The organism is Paraburkholderia sp. GAS32, assembly GCF_050434225.1.
GTDB lineage: Bacteria > Pseudomonadota > Gammaproteobacteria > Burkholderiales > Burkholderiaceae > Paraburkholderia > Paraburkholderia madseniana.
The window spans coordinates 12,787-38,644 of record NZ_JBNPVS010000014.1; the positions used below are offsets into that span (position 1 = coordinate 12,787).

General features: G+C 54.3%; 20 protein-coding genes and 3 pseudogenes. 9 read left to right on the forward strand and 14 right to left on the reverse strand.

What is annotated here, in order from left to right:
• Positions 1-130: 130 nt before the first annotated feature.
• From P3T25_RS18370 to P3T25_RS18395, 6 genes and pseudogenes are all read left to right on the forward strand, one after another.
• Entirely contained in the window at positions 131-376 is a 246-nt protein-coding gene (locus P3T25_RS18370; RefSeq protein ID WP_429358573.1) for a hypothetical protein, read from the forward strand.
• A 74-nt stretch (positions 377-450) separates the two neighbouring features.
• Entirely contained in the window at positions 451-609 is a 159-nt protein-coding gene (locus P3T25_RS18375; protein WP_429358574.1) for a hypothetical protein, read from the forward strand.
• A gap of 96 nt (positions 610-705) precedes the next feature.
• The gene (locus P3T25_RS18380) at positions 706-1,077 is read left to right on the forward strand and encodes a hypothetical protein (RefSeq protein ID WP_429358575.1); all 372 of its coding nucleotides are present in this window, start codon (positions 706-708) and stop codon (positions 1,075-1,077) included.
• Positions 1,078-1,592: 515 nt separating this feature from the next.
• Positions 1,593-2,271: pseudogene (locus tag P3T25_RS18385) on the forward strand (MgtC/SapB family protein).
• A gap of 14 nt (positions 2,272-2,285) precedes the next feature.
• On the forward strand, positions 2,286-2,558 hold the full coding sequence (locus tag P3T25_RS18390; protein WP_429358576.1) for a hypothetical protein: 273 nt from the start codon (positions 2,286-2,288) through the stop codon (positions 2,556-2,558).
• 478 nt (positions 2,559-3,036) lie between these two features.
• Positions 3,037-4,602: a methyl-accepting chemotaxis protein gene (locus tag P3T25_RS18395; RefSeq protein WP_429358577.1), complete on the forward strand. Its 1,566-nt coding sequence runs from the start codon at positions 3,037-3,039 to the stop codon at positions 4,600-4,602.
• A gap of 419 nt (positions 4,603-5,021) precedes the next feature.
• On the opposite strand, the gene P3T25_RS18400 is transcribed toward P3T25_RS18395, so the two are convergent.
• The 4 genes from P3T25_RS18400 to pyk all read right to left on the reverse strand — a co-directional run bounded on the left by P3T25_RS18400 (position 5,022) and on the right by pyk (position 8,601).
• Entirely contained in the window at positions 5,022-5,315 is a 294-nt protein-coding gene (locus tag P3T25_RS18400) for a hypothetical protein (protein WP_429358578.1), read from the reverse strand.
• 184 nt (positions 5,316-5,499) lie between these two features.
• Positions 5,500-6,417 (reverse strand): AEC family transporter, encoded by a 918-nt coding sequence (locus tag P3T25_RS18405; protein WP_429358579.1) that lies wholly within the window; start codon positions 6,415-6,417, stop codon positions 5,500-5,502.
• A gap of 11 nt (positions 6,418-6,428) precedes the next feature.
• Positions 6,429-7,163, reverse strand: a complete 735-nt coding sequence (locus P3T25_RS18410; protein ID WP_429358580.1) for a TSUP family transporter — start codon at positions 7,161-7,163, stop codon at positions 6,429-6,431.
• A gap of 1 nt (position 7,164) precedes the next feature.
• Positions 7,165-8,601 carry a pyruvate kinase gene (pyk, locus tag P3T25_RS18415; RefSeq protein WP_429358581.1) on the reverse strand — a complete coding sequence of 479 codons (1,437 nt, stop codon included), beginning with the start codon at positions 8,599-8,601 and terminating at the stop codon, positions 7,165-7,167.
• A gap of 1,042 nt (positions 8,602-9,643) precedes the next feature.
• On the opposite strand from pyk, the gene P3T25_RS18420 reads away from it, so the two are divergent.
• A complete protein-coding gene (locus P3T25_RS18420; protein ID WP_429358582.1) occupies positions 9,644-10,066 on the forward strand; it encodes an ACT domain-containing protein in 423 nt (140 codons plus the stop codon).
• 492 nt (positions 10,067-10,558) lie between these two features.
• Here the strand turns inward: P3T25_RS18420 and P3T25_RS18425 are convergent, their stop codons facing one another.
• The 10 genes from P3T25_RS18425 to P3T25_RS18470 all read right to left on the reverse strand — a co-directional run bounded on the left by P3T25_RS18425 (position 10,559) and on the right by P3T25_RS18470 (position 23,623).
• Positions 10,559-10,966, reverse strand: a complete 408-nt coding sequence (locus P3T25_RS18425) for a hypothetical protein (protein WP_429358583.1) — start codon at positions 10,964-10,966, stop codon at positions 10,559-10,561.
• A 209-nt stretch (positions 10,967-11,175) separates the two neighbouring features.
• On the reverse strand, positions 11,176-11,979 hold the full coding sequence (locus P3T25_RS18430) for an SDR family NAD(P)-dependent oxidoreductase (RefSeq protein ID WP_429358584.1): 804 nt from the start codon (positions 11,977-11,979) through the stop codon (positions 11,176-11,178).
• A 260-nt stretch (positions 11,980-12,239) separates the two neighbouring features.
• Complete coding sequence (locus tag P3T25_RS18435) at positions 12,240-14,486, reverse strand: N,N-dimethylformamidase beta subunit family domain-containing protein (RefSeq protein WP_429358585.1); 2,247 nt, start codon at positions 14,484-14,486, stop codon at positions 12,240-12,242.
• Positions 14,487-14,858: 372 nt separating this feature from the next.
• Positions 14,859-16,043, reverse strand: a complete 1,185-nt coding sequence (locus tag P3T25_RS18440; RefSeq protein WP_429358586.1) for a porin — start codon at positions 16,041-16,043, stop codon at positions 14,859-14,861.
• A 155-nt stretch (positions 16,044-16,198) separates the two neighbouring features.
• Positions 16,199-17,563, reverse strand: coding sequence for an MFS transporter (locus P3T25_RS18445; RefSeq protein WP_429358587.1), 1,365 nt, complete (start codon positions 17,561-17,563; stop codon positions 16,199-16,201).
• 270 nt (positions 17,564-17,833) lie between these two features.
• Positions 17,834-18,241, reverse strand: coding sequence for a YybH family protein (locus P3T25_RS18450; protein WP_429358588.1), 408 nt, complete (start codon positions 18,239-18,241; stop codon positions 17,834-17,836).
• Between the two features lie 823 nt (positions 18,242-19,064).
• Positions 19,065-19,685: a helix-turn-helix domain-containing protein gene (locus P3T25_RS18455; RefSeq protein WP_429358589.1), complete on the reverse strand. Its 621-nt coding sequence runs from the start codon at positions 19,683-19,685 to the stop codon at positions 19,065-19,067.
• A 1,123-nt stretch (positions 19,686-20,808) separates the two neighbouring features.
• The gene (locus tag P3T25_RS18460; RefSeq protein ID WP_429358590.1) at positions 20,809-21,792 is read right to left on the reverse strand and encodes an AraC family transcriptional regulator; all 984 of its coding nucleotides are present in this window, start codon (positions 21,790-21,792) and stop codon (positions 20,809-20,811) included.
• 180 nt (positions 21,793-21,972) lie between these two features.
• Entirely contained in the window at positions 21,973-22,689 is a 717-nt protein-coding gene (locus tag P3T25_RS18465) for a DJ-1/PfpI family protein (protein WP_266240188.1), read from the reverse strand.
• A 430-nt stretch (positions 22,690-23,119) separates the two neighbouring features.
• Positions 23,120-23,623, reverse strand: coding sequence for a cupin domain-containing protein (locus P3T25_RS18470; protein ID WP_429358591.1), 504 nt, complete (start codon positions 23,621-23,623; stop codon positions 23,120-23,122).
• A 445-nt stretch (positions 23,624-24,068) separates the two neighbouring features.
• On the opposite strand from P3T25_RS18470, the pseudogene P3T25_RS18475 reads away from it, so the two are divergent.
• Both P3T25_RS18475 and P3T25_RS18480 read left to right on the forward strand, forming a co-directional pair.
• Positions 24,069-24,370 (forward strand): annotated as a pseudogene (locus P3T25_RS18475) (IS110 family transposase); the annotation flags it as partial.
• Positions 24,371-24,988: 618 nt separating this feature from the next.
• A pseudogene (locus P3T25_RS18480) lies at positions 24,989-25,737 on the forward strand (IS6 family transposase).
• Positions 25,738-25,858 lie beyond the last annotated feature (121 nt).

Sequence of the window (25,858 nt, forward strand, 5' to 3'; positions counted from 1 at the left end):
TGGGGGAATCGTCCTTCCGGTGCGAGACCTCGCGGTGATCCACTCGTATCGCGCCGCATTCCATCGGTGTTGAATCGCATCAATACGCAACGTGGAAAAGCGCGAAAAAAAGAGCTAGCAGAGGCACGCGATGGCGCAGAACCATGAGCAGCAGGAATTCTTTCATATCCGCAGGATGGTGCTTGAGCTTGAGCGGCTGGTCCAGAACCTCGATGACGTTGGCCGGGAAGTCCCTGTCATGCAACCTGAGTACTGGCGAATCCGGATCAATGCGTTGCTGGCCAGGCCGGCAATTTCCGGATCCACCGTTGCTCAGGCATCAGTGTTGTTGACGAAACTGGACGGCATTGCTGATGCACTTAAGAATGCGAGATGATGTATTGCGATTGCCGGTTGTCGCCGCCTACTCTGAACTTTTAATGGACAGTCGCAGGCAGAAAGGAGTTCGCCATGATCGAATCCTGGATGGGCGTGGTTGTCGGTTCGTTTGCGCTCGCAATCGCAGCGATGCTGGTCATGGGCCACTATCGCCGCGAACATCTGCGGGAGCGACTGCTCAGGCGGATGGATCATCGTCACTGCTGGGACGTGATGCGGTGTCGGCGTTGACCGCACTGCCTGTCTGCCGGTGCGCATCCGTGTCTGCGAGAAACGAGGATCCGGGCCGATGTCGCCCGGCAGCGAACGTGACAAGCGATTCACACATTGCCGGCGCAGCGTGCTGGCAACAACACAGCCGCATGGCGACGGGCAACCGTCGACCTGGCAATCAATGCAATGACATATCCAGACAAGCATCAGACCGATGCCACCCCGTCGAGCATCACGGTGCGGACTGCCGCCGGTCAACTGAGAATCATTCCGGTCTGGCAGGCTTTGGGACAGCACGCCGCGCAGGCGAAACGGACCCGGTTTCGCCACGACGAAAAGCACAACTTTGACGAAATGACGGTCGCATTCGAGTCTGTTTCACCTGCGGACCTGGCCGAAATCGCCAGACGATTGAGTGCTCTTCCGTGGGTTGTGGCGACCTCGCTCCACACGGCACAGACTACATCGTTCCAACATCCGCGGTGAGCCGCATTCCCCGGGGCATTAGAGATCGCAACCGTCGCCCGGAACCGACGTAATCTTCGTGATGGACTTCACGCAGTGCAGCCGAACCACACTCGACCAGTCCGTAGGGCATTACTTCGGCGATACACGTCGACCCAAACGACTACTCTGCTGACGGCGCGGCACATCTGGACCCTTTGGTTGGAGGTTTTGATGGCGGCGCTGGCGCCTGCGCAATTCAGGCGATCAATGGAAGGGTACGTTTCTGAGTTGTCGCTGCGGTTTATAGCGCTTCACCTGCTCAGTTGCTTGGGTCGTTATCGTCCCGCGACTTGGATGCACGCGCTTCCACGTGCTGGGAGCGCTGACCACTCTGCAGACGACACGATGCTTGCATGCACGAAAATCGCGGCGAAACGCCGTCGGCGGTCATCGACAAACGGGATGGACGCGATAATGGGACGGGCCAGCCGTGCGCCCAGGTCGCCGACACGGCTTCACAACAGGTTTAATGCCAAGCTATCAAAGGGTAACGTGTGATTGGCAAAATTGAGCTTCTATCTCGCCTCGTCCTGGCGGCTCTACTTGGAAGCGTCAAAGGCTTTGAGCGCGAAAGAATGAACTGGGCGGCAGGTTTGCGCACGCACATGCCTGTATGTGTCGGCTCGGCGTTGATCATGCTGGTCTCACCGTTCGGATTTGCCGATGTACAGGGAGAGAAGAACGTCGTGCTCGATCCTTCCCGGATCACCGCCCAGAGGTAATGTCGGACATTGGTTTCCTGGGCGCGGGGTCAATCCTGTTGCGTGGAGAGATCGTGCGGGGTTTGACGACCGCTGCCAGCCTCTGGTCGGTCGCAGGAATCGGTCTGGCGGTCGGTGGTGGGATGTACACCGCCGCCCTCGGCGCGACAATCATCGTCCTGATCATTCTTGACGGCGTGAAGCCGCTCGAACGTCGCTTCATTTCGGTCAAACAGCAGCGCAACATAACCCTGCTGGTCGAACGCGGCAGCGTATGCTCGACAGTGTGCACAACGCCCTGGGTACGGGAAGTGTCCGGGTCAAACAGTTCATTGTCCAGCAATCGGAAGACGACCCTGAACTCGACGACGTGCAGATCGGGCTGTCGCGCGCGACGGCCAGCGAATTTGCGACGATCTGTTCACGCCTGGCAGCAATGTCGGGCGTCCGTGAATGCCGGAACGGCAGGTGAAAGCGGAGCAGGCCATGACGCGCACGTATGAATATCACGGGTACACCCTCGTGGTAGCCGTCGAATCCGACTCTAGCTGGCGGCTGGGCGATGGCGCTGCTGCGCGCGCGGGCTACGTGGCGATAGTCAGAATTTTTCAGGCAGGCAATGCTGTGGCGGTATTTTCGCCGCTGCGCTTCGGTGAGGCCGGCGGCCGCCCGTTTGCGACGGAAGCAGATGCCTTGATGAGCGGTTACAGCGCTGCACGGCGAATTGTCGATGATCTTTTTGGTCACGAAAGCCAATAAGGTTCGATCGCTAACCGGCAAGCGATCTTGAACGTGGCGGATCGAACGACAGATGGGCGCTCTAGCTGATGTGCATCGGGCTCTGACTGATCTGGATGCTCGCCCGGCTGCTTGTCGGGCGCTGCGTCGGCCCGTGCCCGGGATCGCCCGCCTGGGTGTCTTCTACCCTGCACCGGGATATTGCGGTGGACCATATCGAGAACTCTGTCAGAGGCTCTATAGCACTTACTGAAGGGTAGTTAGGTCCCGACGCGATCAGGAAATTACCTGGTCGATTATCGGTAAATTCTGATGAAAAAATAATCCGGTCGCGAACCTTTTCGTGTGGCTCCGTATCTTAAGTCCGCGTTGAATCAGGCCGTAATACATGATGCATGGCACGCTGCCGGAATCCGTCTGAGCCCGATCGGTTCGATGAGATCAACGGCGACGCATCTGAAGAGATTCTCGATTCTCACGGCTGGGATAAGGACAAATAATGACAGGTACTTTCCTTCGTTTCAGAAATCTCCGCATCGGAGTGCGTCTCGCGATCGCATTTTCCCTGGCCGCGCTCCTCACAGTGGTGCTCAGTGCAACGGCATTCATCAAGCTCACGCGAATCACAAATGAATGGACCGATTTTGAATCGGTCACTCTTACCAGGCTAAAGGTTCTGCAGCACGCCAAAGGCACTTTCGGCGATGCCGTTCATAATTACAAGGACTATGTGCTTCGTGGAGGCGACTACAGGGCGAAGTTTCTGGCGAACCTGGACGACATCGATGCTGCTGTCAAGGCGCTGGAAACCGGAGGGCATCTCGGCCCCGACGAACAGACGGCAAGTGAGGCGCTTTTCGACGCGACGAGAGCGTATCGGGCGTCGATGGACCGACTGGCTCCGCTTGTGGAGTCAGGGGCGGCAATTGATGTTCGGGACAGGAGCGTCGCCGGCGCAGACAAGCCGATCGGAAAGGCGCTGGACGCACTGATCCAGATCGTCATGCAGCGCACGACAGAACAGGGCGCGACGATTACCGAGTTGGCGCATGTCGCAGAAGTCGCTGTCGTGGTGGTCACGATTGCCGTGCTGATTGCCGCGACGTTACTCGCCTTTTTCATGACCCGAAGCATCACCCGCCCCATCGGGGCCGCCTTGACTGTCGCCCGGGCCGTCGCAAACGGTGACCTCACGAGCGAGATCATCGTCGACAGGACTGACGAAACGGGGCAATTGCTGGACGCCATGCGCAGCATGAATGAGAGGGTCTCCGACGTCGTCCGTCACGTTCACCAGACGGCCGAATCCGTTGCGACAGCATCGGCACAGATCTCAGCCGGCAATGACGACCTGTCACGGCGGACGGAGCAACAGGCCGCGTCCCTGGAAGAAACGGCGGCAAGCATGGAGCAACTGACGGCCACCGTTAAACACACTGCCGAGAACGTCATGCAGGCGAGCAAGTTGGCGAGCGCCGCGTCCGAAGCGACTGGCGGCAGTAGCGCGGAGGTGGGTCGTGTCGCCGGGACGATGGATCAGCTGGCGATGGGTGCCCAGCAAATGAGCAGCATCATTGGTGTCATTGAGGGAATAGCGTTTCAGACCAACATACTGGCGCTAAACGCGGCTGTCGAGGCCGCCCGTGCGGGCGAGCAGGGGCGCGGCTTCGCAGTGGTCGCGTCAGAGGTCCGCATGCTGGCACAACGCAGCGCGGCCGCTTCGAAAGAAATCAGGGATCTGATCCTGACTTCGAATGAGCGGGTGACAAGCGGCGCGTTGCTCGCCCAGGGAGCGGGCGATTCCATGCGCGAGGTAAGCACGGCCGTGGCACGGGTTACGGCGCTTATGAGCGAAATATCGAGCGCATCCCGCGAGCAAAGCACTGGTATCGAGCAGGTCAATCAGGCAGTCTCGCTTATGGACGAGGCTACCCAGCAAAACGCAGCGCTCGTCGAGCAGGCGTCGGCCGCTGCAGCCTCACTGGTTCGGCAAACTGTCGAGTTGAAACAACGGATTTCCTTTTTCAGGGTGAGACAGCTGGCAATACCACTGGGAGGTATTTGAGCAGATTTCCGGGAACGGTCGTCCTCGTAAGATATTGTCGAAGCTACGCGGTCGCGTTGATGTCATTTTACCGATCGCGGTCGAGCGGCTGTGCCTGAGGGCCGGACTCGGCTTGCCGACCATGTGGTCAACACCAACCGGCGGGTTCAACCGAAAAGCAGTCGTCCGAGCATCGGGGGTGACTGTCGCTTGATGGCCGACGAACGAAACCGCTCGCGCGGTAAGCGGCTCCGGCCAACGTTAGTGATCAGGGAGAGGAAACCGACTCTGTTTTCATGTTGAAGCGCGACGCAATCTGCCTCGTCATTCAACGAGACGTCGCTCAGTCGCGACCCCGTTGGACGGCCGCGAGTATCCCCCCATCGCCGGTTTGCGACGGGCAAAAACGGGCCATCGCAGTCGGCTCGGGGCGACATTGATCAACCACCTTTTGGCATTTGGTCGGCTTCGCGCAGCCGAGCCAGTGCTCGAACAAAACCATCGGCTTTTGCCCTGTTTACCTCGGCATCAAAGCAGCTTAAGGCACGTTGCAGTTCAATCCAGGCCATCTCGTTGTCGACATTACCGGGGCCAGCCTCTGTCCTCACTTCTCGTGCAAGCCTGTGGGCAAAGCCCGCATCTAACGCTCCGCGCGCCACGAGATCGGTTAAATAGGCTGCCAAGTCAGTTAAGCCTTCAACATTTACGCGCGACTTGTGTCCTGCTCCGTCCAAGTTCCTATTCATATCATTTACGACAAAAGCACGCAGTTAGATGGTGGGTTTGCAACAGAACGACCCGCCTGGTTGCGTACGAGTTAGCCACGTCGAGGGCAGTCTCGTACTGGTTGCAAACGCAGCGGCTTCAGCGAAGCGACATGCCGGCTTGTCCCATGCCGGGTCCGATCAGCACACTGTTTTATCGATGCGAAATGAATAGAACGAGCGGCATAGTGATTGCTGCCAGCGCCGTCTGAATCGTAATAATTCCGGCCGACAACCGATGATCTCCGCCTAAGAGCTTCGCCATAATGTATGCCGATGGGGTGCATGGCAGCGAGTTGAACAAAACGATCGTCGTCAACGCTGGCCCATGAATTCCGAGACTCACGCCTATCCAGAGTGTAAGTAGCGGGACGAGCAATAGTTTGATAAACGACGACTGCAGAACGGGCCCCCGCGCCTCCTTTGCTGCTTTCATATCAAGCCCAGCACCTACGGCGAGAAGACCTAATGGCAATGACGCCGCTCCAAGAATTGAAAGAATGTTCGAAAGCGTACTCGGCAGTGAAAGACCGCTCACATTAAAGAGCGCGCCAAGTAACACGGCCATGATCACGGGATTCTTCAACAACGCGCTCATGATTTGCCGGCTCGTTGGGGCGCCGCCGCTCCCGTAATGCATCAGGATGATGATCGATGCCACATTAAGCAAAGGGATTGCGACCGCAATGCTGATGGACGTCAACGTCAGACCAACACTTCCATACATCGCTGCCGCGGCTGCGACGCCCACGTAGGTGTTGGGTCGCAGTGCGCCTTGAATCACAGAGGAAAAAACTGCGCCTGATTGCTGGCTCCAGATGCGCCAGGCGTACAGCACCAGTGCGCCGGTTCCGACCGCTCCGAGAATCGCAATGGCTATGGGGCGAATCGGAAACTGCGTCAAGTTTGCTTTTGCCACCTGGCTGAACATCAACGCTGGGAACATATAGTAGTAGTTGAGCGTTTCGCATGGTAGCCAAAATTCATCGGCCAGCATTCGGCGCTGGCGAAGGATAAAACCCATAAGAATGAGGGCAAAGATCGGGGCGAGCGCTGTAAAAACGCTTTGCATGGCGCTCTCCGTTAAATAAACGTCTTAGCCAACACCACCGCACCATAGGCACCGATAAACGCGGTCATAGCGCGTTCATACAGTGGAGCACCGGCGCGTTTGAATAGGAGGTTGCCGACAGAGAAGTAAACAATGACCGCAATCGGTGCGACTGCAAGGCCTTCCCAACTCAATGCAGATCGTCGCAAGACCGCGAGCGTGCACAGTTGGATCGCACCAAACACCAGGTAGTAGCGGGCGATGGCCAAACGCACCTGGTCCTTTTCGCTATAGCCGCTCACGGCGTAGACGGCGAGCAAAGCGCCGCCCATGTTGGTTAGCCCATGGACGAGTCCCATCACGCCGACGTACGCGCGACCTTGGCGCAGCACGAACGCTTGCAACTGTGTCTGCAGGCGTCGGGAGTATCGGATTGCTGCGGCGCTCAGCATCGTGAGGCCTATAAGGATATCGGCCCGCGCCTTAAGATTTGTGTACATCAGTATCGCCAGCGACGCCACTACGACAAGCGCGCAGATCTTCATATTGACCCGTTCTCGGGCCGGCAATGGTAGATTGCGTCCTGACCACACCTGAATCGAGGAGATCGCCATCGACGAAGGAAGCAAGAGGCCGAGCACCGTCGTAAAGTCGAATCCGATCAGCAAAAGCGTAGGAGTACCAAAGACGAGGATGCCCATTCCAAAAATGGATTGAATCATGGCTAGCAAGGCAATGATTGCCGAAAGCAGATAGACGTCGTTCATGCTATGCCGCCTCCAGGCTCTCAGCGAGTGGCCAAGCCTGTTGTTCTGCAAGTTGACCCACCCGCACGGTCTGGAGGAAACTCAGCGATGCGTCGGCGTCGTTAGTCGTCGCCAGGACCACGAGAACAACGTCGCTCTGTGTGATGTGACCAGACGACCACAGTGCTTCGAGTGTGATGGTGCCCGCGCTGTCGGCAGCTATGTTCACATTCGGCAAATGGACGCCAACCGTGCCGGGCAATAAGTTCCAGGCGCGCACAAGAGCGGTGTCGTTGCCAACAGCAATGATTGGCTGCTGAATCTGCGCCATAGAGACGAGCCGTGCGGCATAGCCTGTTCGCGATAGCACCACAATCTTCGAGATGGGAAGGGTGCGGGCCAGTGCTTGCGTTGCGGCTCGCAAGTCGTTATGACTGGCGGCTGTGTTCGCGAGTGCCGGAGCTGACGCGTGCCTGTGGGCTTCGGCCAAGGTAACGATGCTGCGCAGACGCGCAACGGCTTCCACAGGAAATTTGCCGACGGCCGTCTCCCCGGAAAGCATCACCGCGGATGCACCGTCGATAACTGAATTCGTCACGTCACTGATCTCTGCCTTGGTCGGCAGTGGACTTTCGATCATGCTGTGAAGCAGTTCCGTCGCGACGATTACAGGTTTTCCATATTGTTGGGCAGCAGAGATGATCTTTTTTTGATAAATCGATACGTGGTCGATGCTGGTTTCAACCGAAAGATCACCGCGGTCGATCATGATAATGTCCGTTGCCTGGGCGATCTCATCAAGATGATCGAGTCCACCCTGGTTTTCGACTTTGGCAACGATTTGAGGCGTGGCAGCGTCGATTAGGCTACGAATCGCTTCTACGTGCCGGGAAGACTCGACAAAACTAATGCCAACAAAATCGACTCCTGTCCTCTTGGCGAACGTGATCATTTCGCGATCGCGTTGCGTTACCAATTCTTGGCCCAGGTCAATTTCTGGAACGTTAATCCCCTTCCGGCTTTTGAGCGTTCCTGCCGTCTCGGCGACAACTTGTACATCCCTTCCACTAACTTTCTCGACTCGGAACGACAGCGTGCCATCGTCCGCATAGATGCGTACGCCTACCCGGAGCTTCGAATGAAACTCAGCATAGTTAACGGGTACCTTCTCGCTGCCGTCATGAGACAAGTCGGTCGTGAGAATCACACGATCACCGACGTTAAATGAGGGTTCCACGCGTAGTTGAATCGTTCGGATTTTGCGTCCGGGTATATCTAAAAGAATCGGCAGTTCGGGAAGCGTTTCCCGAATAAGAGCAATGGTGGCCTTGTGCCAGTCCAGACTGCTATGTGACCCGTTTAACCGCGCGACAGTCATGCCAGCGCGGTGTAAAGCCAAAAGAGTTGAAGGGTTGTCAGATGCTGGGCCGATTGTTGCCACAATAGTTGTTTTAGCCATTTTTTCTCTGTCGTTAGGTTGGTCCCAAGTAAATATGACAGTAATGTGTCATAACTGTTAATAATAAAAAATCGTCTGTTAAGACCAAAAAGAGATAAGGCGTGAATTCCGCAGCGAGAGCGTGGATAAGTGCGTTGCACCACCGTGCTCAAAGGCCTTCAAGGTCTGGAGTTAGGCGAGTCGACCGATGATTTCCTGCCGCGGCGAGATTGATTGGGCCGAAACAGATCTGAGCGTCGAACTATAGAAAAAGGGGATAGCTGTACTGCCTATGTCGGCGCGGTTCCGGCGAAGGCGAACAATCCGGCGTCGACTGTCATGGTCTCATCCTGCGGTGGAAGCGGTCATCCGCTGATTCGACGCTAACGGCGCTTGTGGGTCGACAAGGGTCCGTCGGATACCAGTACCGGCAACGGCAGACCGTCCCAACGGACACCCCTTTGTATGACTTCTGTATTCTCGTTGAGGGCATCGATACGCTCCTTTACACGGATTGGTCCTACGGGGCGTGGGCGTCGCGGAGTTCCGCACCAAGGACGAAGCTGCGATAGATGTCGCTGCGCCCGAGCAGGCGCAACGGCGGACGGAGCTGGACCGGGAGCCTCAGAAACACCGGGCGGTCCCGAGGTTCTGAGTGGGAGCAAGTCCGAGCCGCAGGCGGTACCTATCGGACCTGTTTGCAGCCGTGGGCGCGGGGCTCTTAAGCTACGCATGCTCCGGTACGGACTTATGCAGGTGGCAGACCAATCCGCGCTAAATATGCGGTGAATCGCTGGGAAAGGTCTTCTCGGAATAGGTCCGACAAGCGACACACAAAGCTCTTTGTTCGGATGCTCTCGAGGTAGGCAAGCGTCGCATGACGACAAAACGAAACGAGTAGTTTCCTAGGCGCACAGTGCCGGCGTTGCAGAACATGAACCCCGGCAGTGCCGGCCCGGGAATTCCGGGCATTTCCGTGTCTCGCTTACGGCGCTGGCCTTGCTCGCGTGCCGTTGGTGAAGTAGATTTTAATTGGGAGATGGATCAGGCGGGAGGGGCTGCCATGGAACTGAGCGTAGAACGCGTCGATGTTTGGGCAGCTACCATCGATGACAAACCGGGAGGGCTTGCGCAAGTATTAAGCGCTTTGCGGGATGCTGGCGTAGACCTGCAGTTCGTCATCGCACGTCGCACGCCGGAAGCATCGGGCAAAGGGGTCATGTTTGTCGCACCGCTGCAGGGGGAGAGGGAGATCCATGCCGCGACACAGGTCGGGTTCGCAGTCACTCCGAGCCTTCACTCCGTCCGTGTAATGGGCTTGGACCAGTTGGGGATCATCGCGCAATTGACCCAGACGCTGGCCGACGGGGGGATCAACCTCCGCGGCGTTTCCGCTGCTGTACTTGGCACACAGTTCATTGCTTATTTCGCGGTCGACTCGTTGGACGATGCCGAAAAGGCGATGGACATTCTACAGAGGGCCTGAAGAACCCCTGCCGGACCGCGAACTGGCGTGGATCTTCCTATCGAGGCGACTGGGTCGCCCTGTCTGACACGACTGCCCTGGGCAACCCCTTCAGATCGACAGACTGCGCAGCCGTGCGTGCACGCGAGCGCGAAGCGACCTGGTCTCAGTTCGGCCATGAAGCGACATCTGTCGCAGTGCTTGCAACGACGTTCGAACGGCGGCTCGTCGCCAATCAACGGACCTTCGCGAGGCGAACGAATGGATTGCAAAACCATGACGGTTTGCGAAGCATGGGAGCACGCGTTGCACGAGCCGTTGTCGGGCGACGCGCACACGCATGATGAGATTCAATCTCCGCGCAGAGCGTCGTTGGTCGCAGCCTTCGGTGGCGCTACCTGAAGGGTGACACGCTGCGTGACCGTTCCCACAACAGCGCCCATCAAGTAGAAACGACACTTGGCTGGTCAGATATGCGCCATAGACAGCCGTTGCTGCTCGTCTTTCGAGCGGCTAGCGCGCTTTGTATTCTCCATGAGCTACCAATGCCACCGGATTCGACGCTAGCATTATCTTGAGTGTCTGATCGGCGATTTTCTGCTCGGAGACGACCAGCTTCATACTCAGCTTCTGGTCTGGAAAGTCGTAGTCGATGTCACCCTTCAACATCGGCACGAAGGGTGTCAACGTAAGGGCTATCGGCGCTACAGCGGCGAGCACCGGGCACTTGACCAACAACTCTGGGCTTTTCAACAAAAATTCAGTCGGGCCCGGCGACAGTTTGGCCTTGACGGTGATGCCTTTTATCGCGGCATGTGCATAGAAGCCGTCAGCATCGGTCGCCAACGAAACGTCTGAGTCGATTCCGATCCGCGCATCTCGCAGCGCAGCATGGAAGGTCTGTTCCTTCGACCAATCCATCACGCACGTCATGGTGGCCGACGATGTCTAGTGGCACAAAGTTCACATTTATCTTCGCTTCCGCGGAACCTCGAACGTCCAGCGTGAATTGGAGATGGTCAAGACCAGTCGACAGGTTGAAGTCCTTTATACAGACTCGCATCTCTTTGGTCGCTCACTTGGTCCCACGGCCAAAGACGGGACACGGAACTGTCGAGGTGCTACAAACTTCAGGCCATCCCGAGCAAACTGAGCACCGCTGTGGCATTGGGTTGACCGTTTGAGGCTGTCACGCCACCGTCTACTGGCAAATTAACACCGTTAACGAAAGCCGCATCCTCGCTGGCCAGGAAGGCAATGACACTTGCGATTTCTTCGGGTTTAGCGACACGCCCTAACGGAATGCGCTCCATGAACATGTCGATCAAGGGCTGACTTTGCGCTAGAGTCGCCGTCATTTCTGTTAGCGTCAGGCTAGGGGCCACAGCGTTCACCCGGACTCCCTGCATTCCAAGTTCTAACGCTAACGCGCGCGTCAAATTCGAGACGGCGCCCTTCGCCGCACTATAGGAACTGGTGTACCAGTCTCCCCCCAGACCTGAAACTGACGACACGTTAACGATCGATCCTCTTGTCTCAAGTAGGTAGGGCAGAGCAGCTCGGGTAGCGAGATAGACCCCGTCGAGATTGACGCGCAGGACTTGATGCCAGTCCTCGACTGGACGAGAGAGAATCGGGCCAAACGAGGAAATTCCGGCGTTGTTCACGAGGACGTCGATGCGGCCATAACGCGAGGCGGTGGCATCAACGAGGGTCTGCACATAGCGGTTATCGGACACGTCACCGTTATGAACTAAGACATTGGCCGAAGCGTATCCGTCCGCGGTTGCCACAAGCATTTCCCGGCGCCTACCGTTAAGTACGACGGAAGCCCCTTCGCTAAGGAACCGCCTTGCGGTTGCCGCGCCAATACCGGATCCCGCTCCGGTGACGATAACGACTTTACCTACAAATCTTGTCATAACGATTTCCATCCATTGTCGTGAATTATTCTAAGGTGTGACCCGTAATATCGTTCATTTGTCTCTTGGCTTCTTGGGATGCGCCGAACCTCAAACGCTCGGGGAACCGTATTGGAGACGACGCTAGAAAGACTGCGGGGATTTAAAATTTCAGCGGTAAATCGAAATCCAAAGCACTATTCCTAAAATTCAGATTGCGGTGCCAGAGCGCGTAGGCACTTCCGTTGAGACTGCTCCAGCCGCTGAGGTACAGTCGGCTTAAGTAGAGCCGGTCAGGCATAAATTTCGGAGGATTCGTCGAAAGACGTCAGGGCCTCATCTTTTGAACGTATGAAACTTCGAATTACATTCTCGGTAAGACGAGAGACGGTGTTGTCGTATTGGTTGTACGACAACGTTGAACACCATGCTATCGAACCGACGGAGAACACGGCACCATTATTCGGAGTTTCAAAGAACACGATGTCAGCCCGTACATTCTCGTTCTTCGTCCCGCCAAAATACGGCGTTGAAGCTCCGATGTCCTGGATATCAAGTTGATACGCATCCGAGAACCCGCTGGCCGTCGCGAGGACCAAGGCGTGGGTTGGAGTTCCTAGATCCGAGGCCACCCGATCGATTTCCACGCCAGCAGCACCGTAGCCCGAGACCAGACCACGAAAATCCCCGATCAAATCATCGTCGATTCCATCGAAAAGAAAGGCAGCCCGGGAGTGATAACTTGCATCCGTTCTGTTATATGGTCGGCCATTGTCTAGTCCCATTGCCGATTGTCCTACTCCAACGAACTTCTGCGGCGCTCTACCGTGGTGGCGCCAGGTACCGCCACGGGTTTTCGACAGGCTGATGTACGCCTCGCCTGGAGCAGAATCCCACGTCCTAAGACCCTGATCTCGTCGGATTTCAATCAGGCTTCCGTCCGCGTTTGGCTCAGCGACCCAATACAAGCCGTTACCAGAAAGATAGACGAAACGACCTCCTTCATCCTGATAGGACTTCAGTGCATCTAACATCGCAGACGACCAGTACTCCGCGTGGCTGCCAGAAAGTACAGTGGCGTACGAACTGAGGGCATTCACGCCACGAAAATGAAGATCGTGATCCGTTACGATCTCATACGGGATGTCTTTCTCCTCAAGCCAATCGATGAGGAAAAGGTCTGCACCGAGTAGATGTTGTCCGCCATTGAACCTATTCGAAGATCGAGGTCGAACAAAAATTGGCATTGGTCTCTGGTTGGTCGCCATGCATACGCCAGACCCGTCACTGTGTCGGTCATAACAGCTGTAGAGCCCATTCTGAATTACGTAGTTCTCCTCCGGCGAAATGGCACTCAATCGATCGGCCAGCGGAAGAATTTCTTCAGGAAGAACAGACACGTCCATGTGCATGTTCGCGTACACTTGATAACTGAAAGTCGGCAACAAAACCGCAACTTTGGTTTTTTCCTTGCCAGCTACTGGAGAGACAAAAAATGGAATATAGTCTTCCCCTTCTTCGCAAATTAGCCTAAAGGCATACACGCCAGATGATAAATCGTCCGGAATCAAATACGAGAAGCTTTCGTCCCAGCCGACATCCTCCAGGTCATCGTCATGAAAATGAGCGGCATTAAAAAGCTCAGGTGCAACGAACGGGTCGACCGTTTGACCTGAAAATTTCGGCCCGGTAACTAGCCGTGTAGGGCGATTTATAACCAGACCGTCGAGCTTCCCGCAGGAATCCGGTAGAGTAGAGGTGTCGCATTTTTCGACAAAATCCCATGCAGCGGAAGGATTGACTTGGGGGTGCGAATAGTGCCATGCACCGAGTGCCTCTTTGCAATTTGTTCTATTTGAAAAAAATTGCAAATCGGAAATTTTTCCGTTAAAAGAATTGCGGACATGCCATTGCCGACTGATTTGGTTGGCACTCTCTGCCCCAAACAACAAGCTTCCTTGCCCTGTTATCGCTTCATGTCCAATGTCGCCGAACAGGTGTTGTGTAACCGCATCGAATGGATATGGGTCGACTCTGCAAAAATGCACGTCGAATATCCCGGCTTCGAGATCTACCTTCAGCGCGAATCGATACCAAATGTTGTCCGCAATCGGTTTCTTTCCAGCGCCAAGTACTCGTTCCTCGTTATCGGACAACGAGTCCAGTATCAAGATACCAGCGCGCAATTTAAGACTCAGGCGAACCTGATTCCACTGGAATGTCACGATGCTTTGATCGGCATCAGATTCAGTTCGCGTGACGAGGAAGCAGCCAGTGAGCAACACGACATCCTCTGCTGCGACATCCGGCACCACAACACACGACCCTTTGCGCACCTCCTGCAATTTTCCGTCGAAGGCCTGTTTTCCTGGAAGACTGTCGATCAAAATTTCCTTGATTCCTGGTCCGCTGGGATTGGCGTCGCCATGGATTAAGCGGCGTAACTCAACCTTATAACTAGGTCGGGTGCAGCTAACGTAAAACTTCAAAGTGTCGCCTGGGTGGGCGCTCCATCTATCGACATAGCCCGTAATATTCATTTTTCACTTGCCTTTGTGATCGAATTTTGCCAGTTCGGCTTCGTGCTGCTAATCGAATGCGCGTTCGTTGGGCGGAGCAGCATGAACTAACGTCGCGAAACCTATTTCTTTCATCATAATTCGACATCAAAAAAATAGCCGGCCGGCCGTAGGTTTTTTGCCGAAATTTGTGTTTCGATGCCGAAACAGAGTCTCTATATGTGAAGCTGAAAATAGATAACGTCTGCCATCATCTCGACGGTTGGCGCACTCGGAAGAGGAATAATTTGCCTGATAAGCATCATCGATCTGGCTGATTTCTATTCAATCTATCGGGCCACCTAATTTTCTCATGTTATTTATATTGATTGCTGCGATGATTGTGTGATTAATTTAAAAGAAATATCTTATCCCGGAAAAAATGGCTAATTGATTGCTATTGGAGGAGTTGCCAACCGCGACTAAATTTGCCAACTGTCCGGATCCTGATGCCCGCTGGTAGTTCACCGCGATCATAAGATCTGTTCTCTTCGACAATAGGTAATCTACCGAGAGATCATAGGTGTTCCAGTTGGCGCCGGTAGTGTAGCTATGGACAAAGCCAGTATTGATGAACAAATCAGGATGAACTTTGAATAAGACCGACGCTTCGATGTTGCTTATGGACGATTTGTTTTTTCCCTCTGAATCGGTGAAGAAGACCTTGGTCGCATTACTTCTGATCGTGAAGTTTCCGATGTCAAACGACCCACCTACGCCATATATATCTGTCTTCCGCAACGCGATGACTAGTGATCGATCCACAACAAGCGAACGACCAAGGAAATTCGCCAGTCCAGCGTCTAGTCCTGGAGTTATTGAATTGCCTCCAACGCTTGTAGTGAAAACCTCGAGATTGAGGGGGCCGTTCGCATAGTCGCCTGCCGCGCTATATGCGCGCCTAGAATTGGTCGGGCTTCCCGCTGAGCCGAAGCTGTACATTGCTTTCACATGAAAGCCCGCGACGCGCGGGGACTCATATGAAACTGCATTTGCGAGACTGACTCCCAGAATTCGATCATAGCCGCCAGGATGGAACGCAAATAGCGTATTGGAGCTCGTAACAGAATACGCAATAAAATCGACTGAGTAATCGTATTGTCGTCCAAGTTTGACTGTTCCATACGAATCATTAGTTATACCAACGAATGAGCTGCCACCAAAAAGTGTGTCAGTTCCGGCAGTACGCCCGGTGTTCAGATCGTATGTCGAGTTCAGGTTGAAAATGGCCTTTGTACCGCCGCCGAGATCCTCAGTACCTGTCATTCCGAAGTTTGTCGACCACGATCCGCCGTTTACTAAGCGAGTAAGATGGGCTCCGTTGACATTATTTGCGAACAAGAGTCCATCCGAAATGACACCGTATAGTGTGACCGAGGATTGAGCCTGGACTGTACTTGCGATGAGAAGTATCCCGAAGACGAGGAAGTGCTTCCATTTGATCTGCAGGTGATGGACCGATCGAATTGTGTCGTTGCTACAATTTCGATTTTTTTCCTTCCAGGCCAACACCCTGCGTGTGTAGAGAGAGTCATTCATGCGAACCTCATTTTTGGTGGTGCCTCGAATTCAAGGTGCCCGATGCAGAGGGCGAGGAAATCCGTGGAATCGTCATTGAAAATGATCTGATTCCGGGATTTGTCCGATGATTTTCGAATTGAATTAGATAGTGTTCGATGGGAACTGGGTGAATTTTATTCACTACTCACCATGCTAGCATTCGATGCGGGAACGCGAATTGTTGCCAGATTGCTAACTATCTCAGCATGCGTCTTTGCGTCGAGCGGATAAAGAAACATTAATACGGAACCGATCGCGAGGAGAGTGGCAGGCAGATAGAGACCAACGAGAGTTAGCGCGTGCTGTCCGTTCACCGTCAGAGCTTGAGACGGATCAAAGCCCAACCTGGACATCAGGGGCAGTGCGATACCTACGCTGGCTGCGACCGCGAGTTTGAGTGCCAAATTGTATAAGGCCATGTAAAGGCCTTCTTTCTTCCCGCCACCGAGAAGTGCTCCAAGATCGACGAGATCGGCAACGAGTGCGGTCGGAAGGACCCAGATGGGTGTAATGAAGAAACCAATTGCAGCGAAGAAGAGCACGACGTCCGTTGGTTGGGAAGGGCGCGCGAATGAGAGCGCGCAGCAAGACGCGGCAGTCAATATGGCTGCTCCGGCAAGAACCTGGTGTTTACCAAACCGATTGGCCAGTTTGACGATGACGGGGGTGACCAGCGTGCCGATCAGGAATTGCAGAAACACCATTTTCAGAAAATCGAGGCCTGAAAAATTGAGTAATTTTTCTAGGATAAAAATAATTGAGGCATTGAGGATATACACGCCGAGCCACATTAGGAACGTGGAAGCAATAAATTGCATTAAAGGTTTGTTTGAAGAAAGTGATTTAAATGCATTCTTCAAAGATATTTTTTGAGGAATATCTGCAGCCTGATCTGGAACCGACTTGAGTGCCATGAAAACGGTTGTCGGAAGAAGAATTGAAACAGTAATCACAAAGACGAGAAGTATTTCCCTTATCGAAGGCTCGCGTCCGAAAAAGACGAGCGTGGGAACGCCTGTCGCGACTAGGATTCCGATTAGCGTCCCGGCTTCTCGATAACCGACTACGCGATTTCTCGTCCGATAGTCCGTTGAGAGTTCTGCTCCCCACGATAGGTATGGGATTTGAACCATCGTCCACGCCAGATAGAATATGAAGATTGTGATCATCAAATAGGTAGACGTGACCTTCGGCGGTGGCTGAAGAAGAAAATATGTCGCCACAAGCAAGGGCAATGAGCCTAGTGCGATCCAGGGCTTTCGTCGCCCCCAACGAGATCTCGTTTGGTCGGACATCGACCCTATCAGTGGATCTATCAATGCATCCCAAAATCGTGCCAAAAAGAAAATAAATCCGATGGCAGTCATGCTGATATTCATTTCCGTGGCGTAGAACGGAGGAATATAGAAAATTGGCGGCATCAATAGCATTGACATTGGAAGTGCTGGTCCAGCGTATAGAATCAATCTTCCGACAGTCGGTGGGGTTTGCTTTCTCATTTTTTCTCCTTGATTATTGGTTTTTAATGAAATATGTGAACTGATATCGAATCGATAAGGCGGATATTTATGAGGAATTGGATATTGGGCAAAGATTCGCGCATACGATTTTTATGCCGTCTAGTTTTGTGGTGCTGTTTACCTCCGAGCAACGAATTCCGGTGCATGGCCAAGGTAGTACTGGGAGAAAGGGCTTTCGCGAATGTAGAATTGCGCAGGCATGACTCCCGGTGAGAAAATTGATGTCGAGGACGTTATTCCTTGATTTTTCTACGCATTGTTGTTGATCATGTCAGCGATCATTTTCCATTGGCCGTCAGTTTTACGCCAAACGACGAGATATTTCCCTTCTTCCACGGTTGATCCGCCTGCAGTCGCCGTGGTCAATCGATACCATCCGCGATCCATTGCCATCTCGCCAGACTCGGAAAACTCGATTTCGATCGGTTCGGCTTCGAGGGAAATTCCCGGCGTGTCCACGAGTCCTTGCCAGGTGGCCGAGATTGCCTCGATGCCTACGAACGCCGGTGCACCAGGCATGAGAAGCGCAGCGTTTGTGTCGTAGACTGCGGTGATCGCAGCGATGTCACCACTGCTTAGACCGGCAATCACGGTGTGGTTGAGATGTCGAATCGTTTTCTCGTCCGACTCGGTGTTTTTACGTTGTTGATTTTGCATTTTGATTTCCATTTTTAGGATGCGGAAATTTATTAATTCGCAACATTTAACGATCAGTCATTAGAAGACGCCTGTTCTCCCTGCGCGGCTATCCACTACAGAACGTAGACTTGTTCGCATGTGTTGATCGGCGTGCAGAGTCGACGCAGCCGATACTATCGATGTCAAAATTGCAAAACCGAGTGCGAATTCTTAGGTGCCGGTATGGGACCAAATTCGCCGAAACGTGATCTGGCGTCGCAGGGACGATTCGGTGTTAACGCGAACAATCATTCCGTTAGCCGCGATGGAAATGCCGTCCAGCTTGTTCCGGACGAATGGACGGTCGAGAGGCTGCCTCAGGCACGTCAGCTACACGAGCACTGGACGGGAAGCGTCAGGCGGACTCTCATGAAAAAATGAGAGTCTACCCCTTCAGCTTAGAGAGTGATGGCGCGCAGCCTCTCGGTGGATGCATCGCAAGTAGACTGATTCCGCTGATCGGTTTCAGTGATCTTGGGTTGCCCGCATTACGTTATGCGCGCTTCTTCCGGAGTGGCCACGGCGCGATCGGTCTCGAGCCTAGTCGCGCGCCTCATGCACGAGCGCGTGACAGTTCAGTTGGTCAACGACGGTTGTCAGAACTATTGCGGCCGATCGCAGGTCATCAAACTGTTAGGAGGCGCTCTATTTACAGCGGTAAGGTGCAAGTCTTCGCGGACTAGCGAGATAGTGACTGATCGCCTAGGTCGATGTTGGCTAACTCAGCAGAGCTGACTCATTCCATGCTGACGTATCGGAGTTCGCACGAACAAATGGTATGTTGTAGGCGCACATCCAAGACCTACTGATGATGGCGATCAATCGAGTTCTTTCGAAATCGGCCAGGCGAGACACCAGCATCGCGCGAGAATTCCACGCAGAAGTGACTTGTGCTTCTGAATCCGCATGCTAGTGCAACGCTCGCAACGGACATCAGCGTTGTGCGCAAATAATTGCGCGCTGCATCAAGTCTTATTTTTTGCAAATATCGATACGGTGTTTTTCCTACGGTATCTCGAAACGCCTTAAGGAAATAAGTTTCTGATAGGCACGCTATTTCAGCCATATCGCTGACTCGAATATCCTGCGAAAAATTCTCATTCATCCAATCGAGAACTCTCTTGACAGTGGCCGGCGAGAGACGGAGGGGTTTCTGCGATTCGGTCAGGGGATCTGCGGAAGTATGCCCACCTTCGTGGTAGTTGAGTCGAATGTAGCGAGCAAGCGAATCGCGCATTTGTTCAAGTAGCAACGAGTCCACGGGATATCCCGCTAGTGGCTGTGATTCTATGTACTGAAGAATCAGATTGCCAAAGTTCGCAAGCCAAACATCTTTTTCTGAGAACACATCACGGAAAGTTAGAGGTTTTCGAATTCCTTCGGATTCGCACAGCACGCGTTCTGGCATATAAACGTGCAGCACATCGACCTCTCCGCGCACGTGCCAGGAGGTCTCCTCATGTGGCCTCAGCAATGTGACGGTCCCCACGCGGGAACCACGAGTTCGCGTGCGTATAGACGGCTTCCATCGTTCCACGTCGGTCGATCCGCCGAGATGGAAAATCAATGTCGCGACATCCAGGTTAGGTATCTCCGCGAACGAGGCCGGGTGTCGCCAACGAGCTGCGATAGCATCGTGATCACCGGTGCGGACCACATACTCGGGAGGACACCCTACTTGACTGGCTATAGAGTCCACTATCGACATGGATGGTGGATCTTCAGCTGGCGATGTCGTTGCTTCCAAAATCTGCTCCCGATTGCATGCCTATGAGCATGTTACTCGCGTTCGTGGGTATGCGAGTGGCGTGATTTGCAAGTCTGAGGTGGCCTTGGAAAAGGGGAGGGGGTGAACTGATGCAGGCGAAAACGCAAGCTGATCAGGTCGAAGCCAAGGTTTTACACCTAATCATTTGTGCACTAGGGCCAGACAAATCCGGTTACCCACGTAAACGATATCACACGTCATTTTCGCTCATCACGAAGGCTATTTATTCGGTAGATGATCGGCAACGTCAAATTAAAAGCGTCAGAACGACAGAGGGTCGAGCAATGTGTCACGAACCATTGTTTGGCGCTCACACAAGGCTGAGCCGCGCAGAGAGGTTTTTGAATTGTCAGATGAAATCGAACTCTCTCCATAAGAAAACCGGATCTGTTAGCGCAAGACGGTCTCTACGATTCCAGTTGCCGCAAGGAACGTGCTTGCTACATTGCCAACTGCCAATTTATCACCGTAAAAAAGACATATCCGAATTGATTGTGAATATGCTAATAATAGTCTCAACGTATTCGTTGTTCGATACGTGACTGTTGTAGATAAAACTCGCTCAGACTCGAAGTCTACGAGGATAACTGAAAATATTTCCACTCGCCTGCTGTTAGAACGGGGGCTTATTGAAGAAACGTCGTGCGATAGCAGATCTGGCGCCTGAAACGGAAACGGTCAATCTAGGGGCGCTGATAGAATAGTAGTATGAATTCGCCACATCGATACTCCATCGTTTTAACCGTGTCGAAGCGGAATTCTGGTTGCCGCGAGGGCGTTAAACCTGTGGATTCTGACTCTCGGAAGGAAAATCTCGTTGGAGGCGTCGACTATCCGCTGGTGCCTCGCCAAAGCGGCGGCGGTAGTGTGCCGCGAAATTTCCCCCGTGGCTGAACCCCCATTTTTTTGCAATCGCTAGAATGGGCAGAGACCCGTCCTGTAGATCTACCCTTGCCTTATCAAGGCGGACGTTTCTAACGAATTCCGCCGGAGTGACGTTCCGGAACGTGCGGAAACCGTCGAACAGCGCACGGACGCTCACATTGGCATAAGCGGCAAGCAATGGCGTCGACAATGGCTCGCTCGCGTGCGCGTATACATACTCCTCGACCTTTCTGACGTGACGCGGAGCAAGCAGCGAGGCCGGTTGACGGATTCTCTCGGAAAAACTGTGTGGTTGGCCGAAGATTAGAGCGGCCATGATTGCATCTTCGTAGAACTTCAGCATCAGCGGTGGCCAATTCGCTCGGCGAGCTGCGGCCATACCTCTCAGCAAGCCTGACATTGGGGTCCACGATTCCCACGTTTGCGTGCCCTCTACGATTTCGAGTGCAAATGTCAATTCGCCGTGCAATGCGGTGCCGAGCAATTTTTCGATGCAACAGCGTACATGGGCCTTGCCGACCCTGAGCACGACCGCTTCAAAATCCTTCTCCGCCTCAAAGGCAATGACCCGCTTCACGTCGATTATACCGATCCTGCCAGGATTCACCTCGACTTCGCCACTCTTGTAGCGGACTCGAGCTTGCCCACTCAGTGGCATTTCGACGAGCAGTACATCGGCGCGATCACAAGGCGTGATCGCGACGTTTGCCCCATAGGAAAGGCAGCTTAGAGACATACTCGAGCCGATTGACCGGTGACAGAATTGCAGGTCGATCTGTTCATTTCTCGGTATCGAGATACTATGACGCGACCACTCTCGCGAGAGGATCTCAGTGGATTCTTCAAGCGAGCGGGAGGTGTATTCGCTGACGCTCATGGCATGTCCGTTCAGGGGGCGAGAGATGAGCAGCGGACAGTGAGCCCCGACGGAACGATCCGATTAATCTTCATCGTCCCCATATCTTCACAAGGCGTCTGGTGACGCCAACCCGAGTCTTCCAGGGACCGAACGGCCGCTCTTTCATTGCTGCAACGGCGTCGGCGCGTTCTGAGGTTTCTAACGGATAGATTCCTTCTCGCGGATTCTGCGTGCCGCCGCCCGCGGTTTCTCAATGCCATCGCCCAAAGCTGCCGTTGCCAAGACTGTCAGCGCCGATCCGGCGCTCGCGGGTGTTCCGCAATTGAACGGGGGGGCAGGATCGTATTCCATTAAAAGCTGCATCATTTGCGCTGTTTCCTCGCCTCGCAGCGCGGCAAGCAGAGAGAGGCCGAAGTCGATGCCAGCGGTGACTCCGCCACCCGATATCCGGTTACGGTCGATCACCACTCGTTGATGTACGGGCTTTGCGCCAAGAATCCCCAGGATGTCGAGGTGCGCCCAGTAAGTCGTGGCTTCATATCCGTCAAGCAACCCTGCTGCTGCCTGAATTAACGAACCGGTGCAGACCGACGCCACAAATCGTGCCGTCGCACCCCTATCTCGCAAGAACGAGATGGTCGCGTCGTGTTCCATAGCGTCCGCCGTACCGAAGCCGCCAGGGACGAACAGAACATCGACATCAGTAGGGCACGTTGCGAAAGTGCAGGTTGGCAGCAACTGCGCGCCACTGTCACTCGCTACTGGGTCCATCGTTTCGGCGACTAAATGTACTTTGGTATGGAAACTAAGCGTCGTTTGCGGGCCAACCAGATCCAATAGCGTGAATCCAGGGAACATTACCATTGCGACATTGATATCACGCGTTTGACTAAGACTATCAGAAATGATTTCCATTTGACTTGATCTGTAAATAACTGCACTAGTAAAGGCCGAGGCAGCCAGTCTCGGCCATGCTTAAATGCACGACCCTTCGTTTCGAGGCAGAAGCGACAACATCGTGTTGACCGATGCTCGGACGGGCGTCGTGCTGCTGGAATAGCAAGTTGGACCACTCAGAACGTAAAACGCCCGTTCAAATTTCGACAGTACTGAGTCACGTCGCCGGCATGAACTATCTGTCATGCGCGGCGACACTCCCGCAGCGCATTGCACGCTGCCCTTGTCGCTCACAATCCGACTGGTCAAATCGGATTGTTCGCCTAGCTTCGTGGGTTAGGCGATTTGTGTGCGACTCGTCATTGAATGACGTCGCGCCGTTACGCTGTCCGGCACGGGGAGGGTGGTGACAATACTCGGTCGGCGCAGCATGAGCAGAAGGCAGTGCTTAGATCGAGTCCGCCATTGCAGCTAGCGAATTGTCGATGTGGGCTGTCGCATTGTTTGCCTTTGCCAAGGCGTATACCAGCTCTGCGTCAATGATTCCGGTCACGCCGTGATTGTCGTCCAGCCCGACAATGGGTCCCTGGAAAACAATGAGCGCTTCCACCCCATTGCCCGCTTCGGCGATGTGGATCACTCCTCCCGCTTCGTAGACAAAATCGCCCTTGGTGCCCTTGCCCTCCTCGTAGGAGAACCAGCCATTCAGTACAAACAACTCGGCGGCCCCGATGTGCTTGTGCAATGGCGTGAGAGCTTTAGGTCCTGCACGCAGGATCAAGGTTATCGAACCGCGTTCGAAGTTCACACTGAGGAGTTTGAATTGTGTATCTGGAAACGGGAAGGATGTCCATGGAATAGAATCCGGACTGACGAAGTACGAACCTGCCTTGCGCACGACGCGCTTGTCCGCTCGGATGTCAGTGTGATCTTTGGTGAGGGTGTCGTTCATTACGTCTCCTAGCTTGATGAGTGCGCTCATACTCAGGCGCTGGGAGAACTATATTGGTTTACATAGTGGAAGATCGGCTTCAGTCGAAAATGTAGACAACATAACGAAACTTTTGACAGTTTTCCTAAAAAATCTAGGCGAGGATGTGCCGACACAGCGTGGCCGCATCGTGCATCCCACCGTCGCTGAGTCTGCCAGTCGAGCGTAGTCTTGCCCGCCCGCCGAAAAGTCCGGCAAGGGCAGACCTGACGGGTGAGCAAATTCGAAAGCCCGAATGTCATCGGCAACGATCTAGCTGTCGACCAGTTTCACTTCAAGCATGGTGCGCCTCTACTTTGCAACGCCTGTACTTGTGTCAGCTTTAATCAGATGGTCAGCCTGACCGAGGCAGCCCGATCAGCGCACGCTGATCGGGCTGTTTCCTTTCTGGGAGATCATCACGGGCATCGCAACGTTGATCGGAATCGACCTAGGCAAGCACGGCTTCTTTCGGCATGCGCAGGACCGTCACGGTCACGAGGCATGGTGCAAGAAGGTGACGCGCGCTCAGTTGTTGGTGTTGCTGGCTGGTTGTCCGGCCAGCACGATCGCCATGGAGGCCTGCGCGGGTGCGTGCGGGCATTAGCGCACCAGGTGCGCCTGATCGCGCCGCAATTTGTCCGACCCTTTGTGAAGGGCAACAAGACGGACTTCGCCGATGCCGAAGCAATTTGCGAGGTTGCTTCTCGCCCCAGCATGCACTTTGTGGCGATCGGTGCATCCATTGAATCTCGGAACAGGACTAGGTCGGTCTCGATAATCGTTCGTTGCACCAGCGCGTCTGCCGGCAAGTCGTGCGCCCAAGCGGCCGCATACCACGCGGTTCTCAGGTATTCCGTGATGCAGTCCTATTTCCAAAATTTGGTTAGATCCCAACCGTGTCAACCAAATGGACGCGGAGTCTGGCAAGCTCATAAACAATAGTGATTCGGAGACGGTAAGTCTCCGCAACCATTGCTCTCGAGGGGTGTGCCCCGAACTGGGACACGCTGGTCCAAGGCGTGTGCACCCGCGCAATCATTGAGCTGCTAGCTTCGGCGAGATCAAGCCCCGCGCAGAATGACGCCCATAAGGCAAGACGGTCTAGTGGCATTGAAAAGGTTCATCGTGGAAAACCGTGGAGGTTTTCGAGGCAGTTGGTAATCTGACGCCGCCAGAAACGGTTGTTGGAGGCCAAATCGGTGGATCGCAAAGTACTACAGGCACTGGGCTGCTGGACGGGCTACCGGGTAGAACGGGTGCAATCGCCGTCGGAGAGCAGTCGAACGCTGTCGGGTATTGTCACGTTGTTGGAATGTTGCCGGAAATGCAGCGACAATTGCGGGTATGGAGCGAACCGATCTGCAACACAACGCACCTGCCAACGATGCCATCTCCTATTCGGGCTACCGTTTCCCGCCCGACGGAATCAGCTACTCAGTGTGGCTGTATTATCGTTTTCAGCTGAGCCTGCGCATGGTCGAGGAGTTGCTGACTGCTCGCGGCATTGATCTTACTTACGAGACGGTGCGACGCTGGTCGCTGAAGTTCGGCCTGAGTATCGCCCGGCGCATTCGCTCTACCGCGCTGACCCGAGGCGACAAGTGGCACCTCGACGAAGTGGTGGTCACCATCAACGGCAAGAAGCACTGGCTGTGGCGAGCGGTGGACCAACACGGTGCGGTGCTTGACGTACTGGTGCAGAGCAGGCGCGATCGGCATGCGGCCAGGCGCCTCATGCGAAAATTACTCAAAAAGCACGGCCGCGCACCGTGTGTGCTAATCAGCGACAAGCTCAAGAGCTACGCCGCAGCGAACAGGGATTTGGGCTGAACTCGGAACACCGGCAGCACAAAGGATTGAACAACCGGGCCGAAAACTCGCATCAGCCAACGCGAGTGCGCGAGAAGGTGATGCGCCGCTTCAAATCTGCAAGACATCTGCAGCGATTCACGTCGGTCCACGATCAGGTGGAAAATCTGTTTATGCACTGTCGCTACGACGCGAACGCACACGAGAAGCGGCAGGTGCGCACGAAGGCCTTCGAAGCATGGGAACCAGTGACCGGCACTCCAATGCTGAATCGTTTTGCTTAATCAATAAGGTATACTAACGTTATAGTCTTCGCTCACGCGACCTTTAACAACGTGACAGTACCCGCGTGGCGGACCTCGCAGGTTATGCCGATATTGGCAATTTCTCCGCCGCTTATCGAAA

Excerpts from the sequence above, each read along its gene's own strand:
- P3T25_RS18370 (WP_429358573.1), top strand. The coding sequence starts at position 131 with ATGGCGCAGAACCATGAGCAGCAGGAATTCTTTCATATCCGCAGGATG.
- P3T25_RS18375 (WP_429358574.1), top strand. The coding sequence starts at position 451 with ATGATCGAATCCTGGATGGGCGTGGTTGTCGGTTCGTTTGCGCTCGCA.
- P3T25_RS18390 (WP_429358576.1), top strand. The coding sequence starts at position 2,286 with ATGACGCGCACGTATGAATATCACGGGTACACCCTCGTGGTAGCCGTC.
- P3T25_RS18395 (WP_429358577.1), top strand. The coding sequence starts at position 3,037 with ATGACAGGTACTTTCCTTCGTTTCAGAAATCTCCGCATCGGAGTGCGT.
- P3T25_RS18405 (WP_429358579.1), bottom strand. The coding sequence starts at position 6,417 with ATGCAAAGCGTTTTTACAGCGCTCGCCCCGATCTTTGCCCTCATTCTT.
- P3T25_RS18410 (WP_429358580.1), bottom strand. The coding sequence starts at position 7,163 with ATGAACGACGTCTATCTGCTTTCGGCAATCATTGCCTTGCTAGCCATG.
- pyk (WP_429358581.1), bottom strand. The coding sequence starts at position 8,601 with ATGGCTAAAACAACTATTGTGGCAACAATCGGCCCAGCATCTGACAAC.
- P3T25_RS18420 (WP_429358582.1), top strand. The coding sequence starts at position 9,644 with ATGGAACTGAGCGTAGAACGCGTCGATGTTTGGGCAGCTACCATCGAT.
- P3T25_RS18425 (WP_429358583.1), bottom strand. The coding sequence starts at position 10,966 with ATGGATTGGTCGAAGGAACAGACCTTCCATGCTGCGCTGCGAGATGCG.
- P3T25_RS18430 (WP_429358584.1), bottom strand. The coding sequence starts at position 11,979 with ATGGAAATCGTTATGACAAGATTTGTAGGTAAAGTCGTTATCGTCACC.
- P3T25_RS18435 (WP_429358585.1), bottom strand. The coding sequence starts at position 14,486 with ATGAATATTACGGGCTATGTCGATAGATGGAGCGCCCACCCAGGCGAC.
- P3T25_RS18440 (WP_429358586.1), bottom strand. The coding sequence starts at position 16,043 with ATGAATGACTCTCTCTACACACGCAGGGTGTTGGCCTGGAAGGAAAAA.
- P3T25_RS18445 (WP_429358587.1), bottom strand. The coding sequence starts at position 17,563 with ATGAGAAAGCAAACCCCACCGACTGTCGGAAGATTGATTCTATACGCT.
- P3T25_RS18450 (WP_429358588.1), bottom strand. The coding sequence starts at position 18,241 with ATGCAAAATCAACAACGTAAAAACACCGAGTCGGACGAGAAAACGATT.
- P3T25_RS18460 (WP_429358590.1), bottom strand. The coding sequence starts at position 21,792 with ATGAGCGTCAGCGAATACACCTCCCGCTCGCTTGAAGAATCCACTGAG.
- P3T25_RS18465 (WP_266240188.1), bottom strand. The coding sequence starts at position 22,689 with ATGGAAATCATTTCTGATAGTCTTAGTCAAACGCGTGATATCAATGTC.
- P3T25_RS18470 (WP_429358591.1), bottom strand. The coding sequence starts at position 23,623 with ATGAACGACACCCTCACCAAAGATCACACTGACATCCGAGCGGACAAG.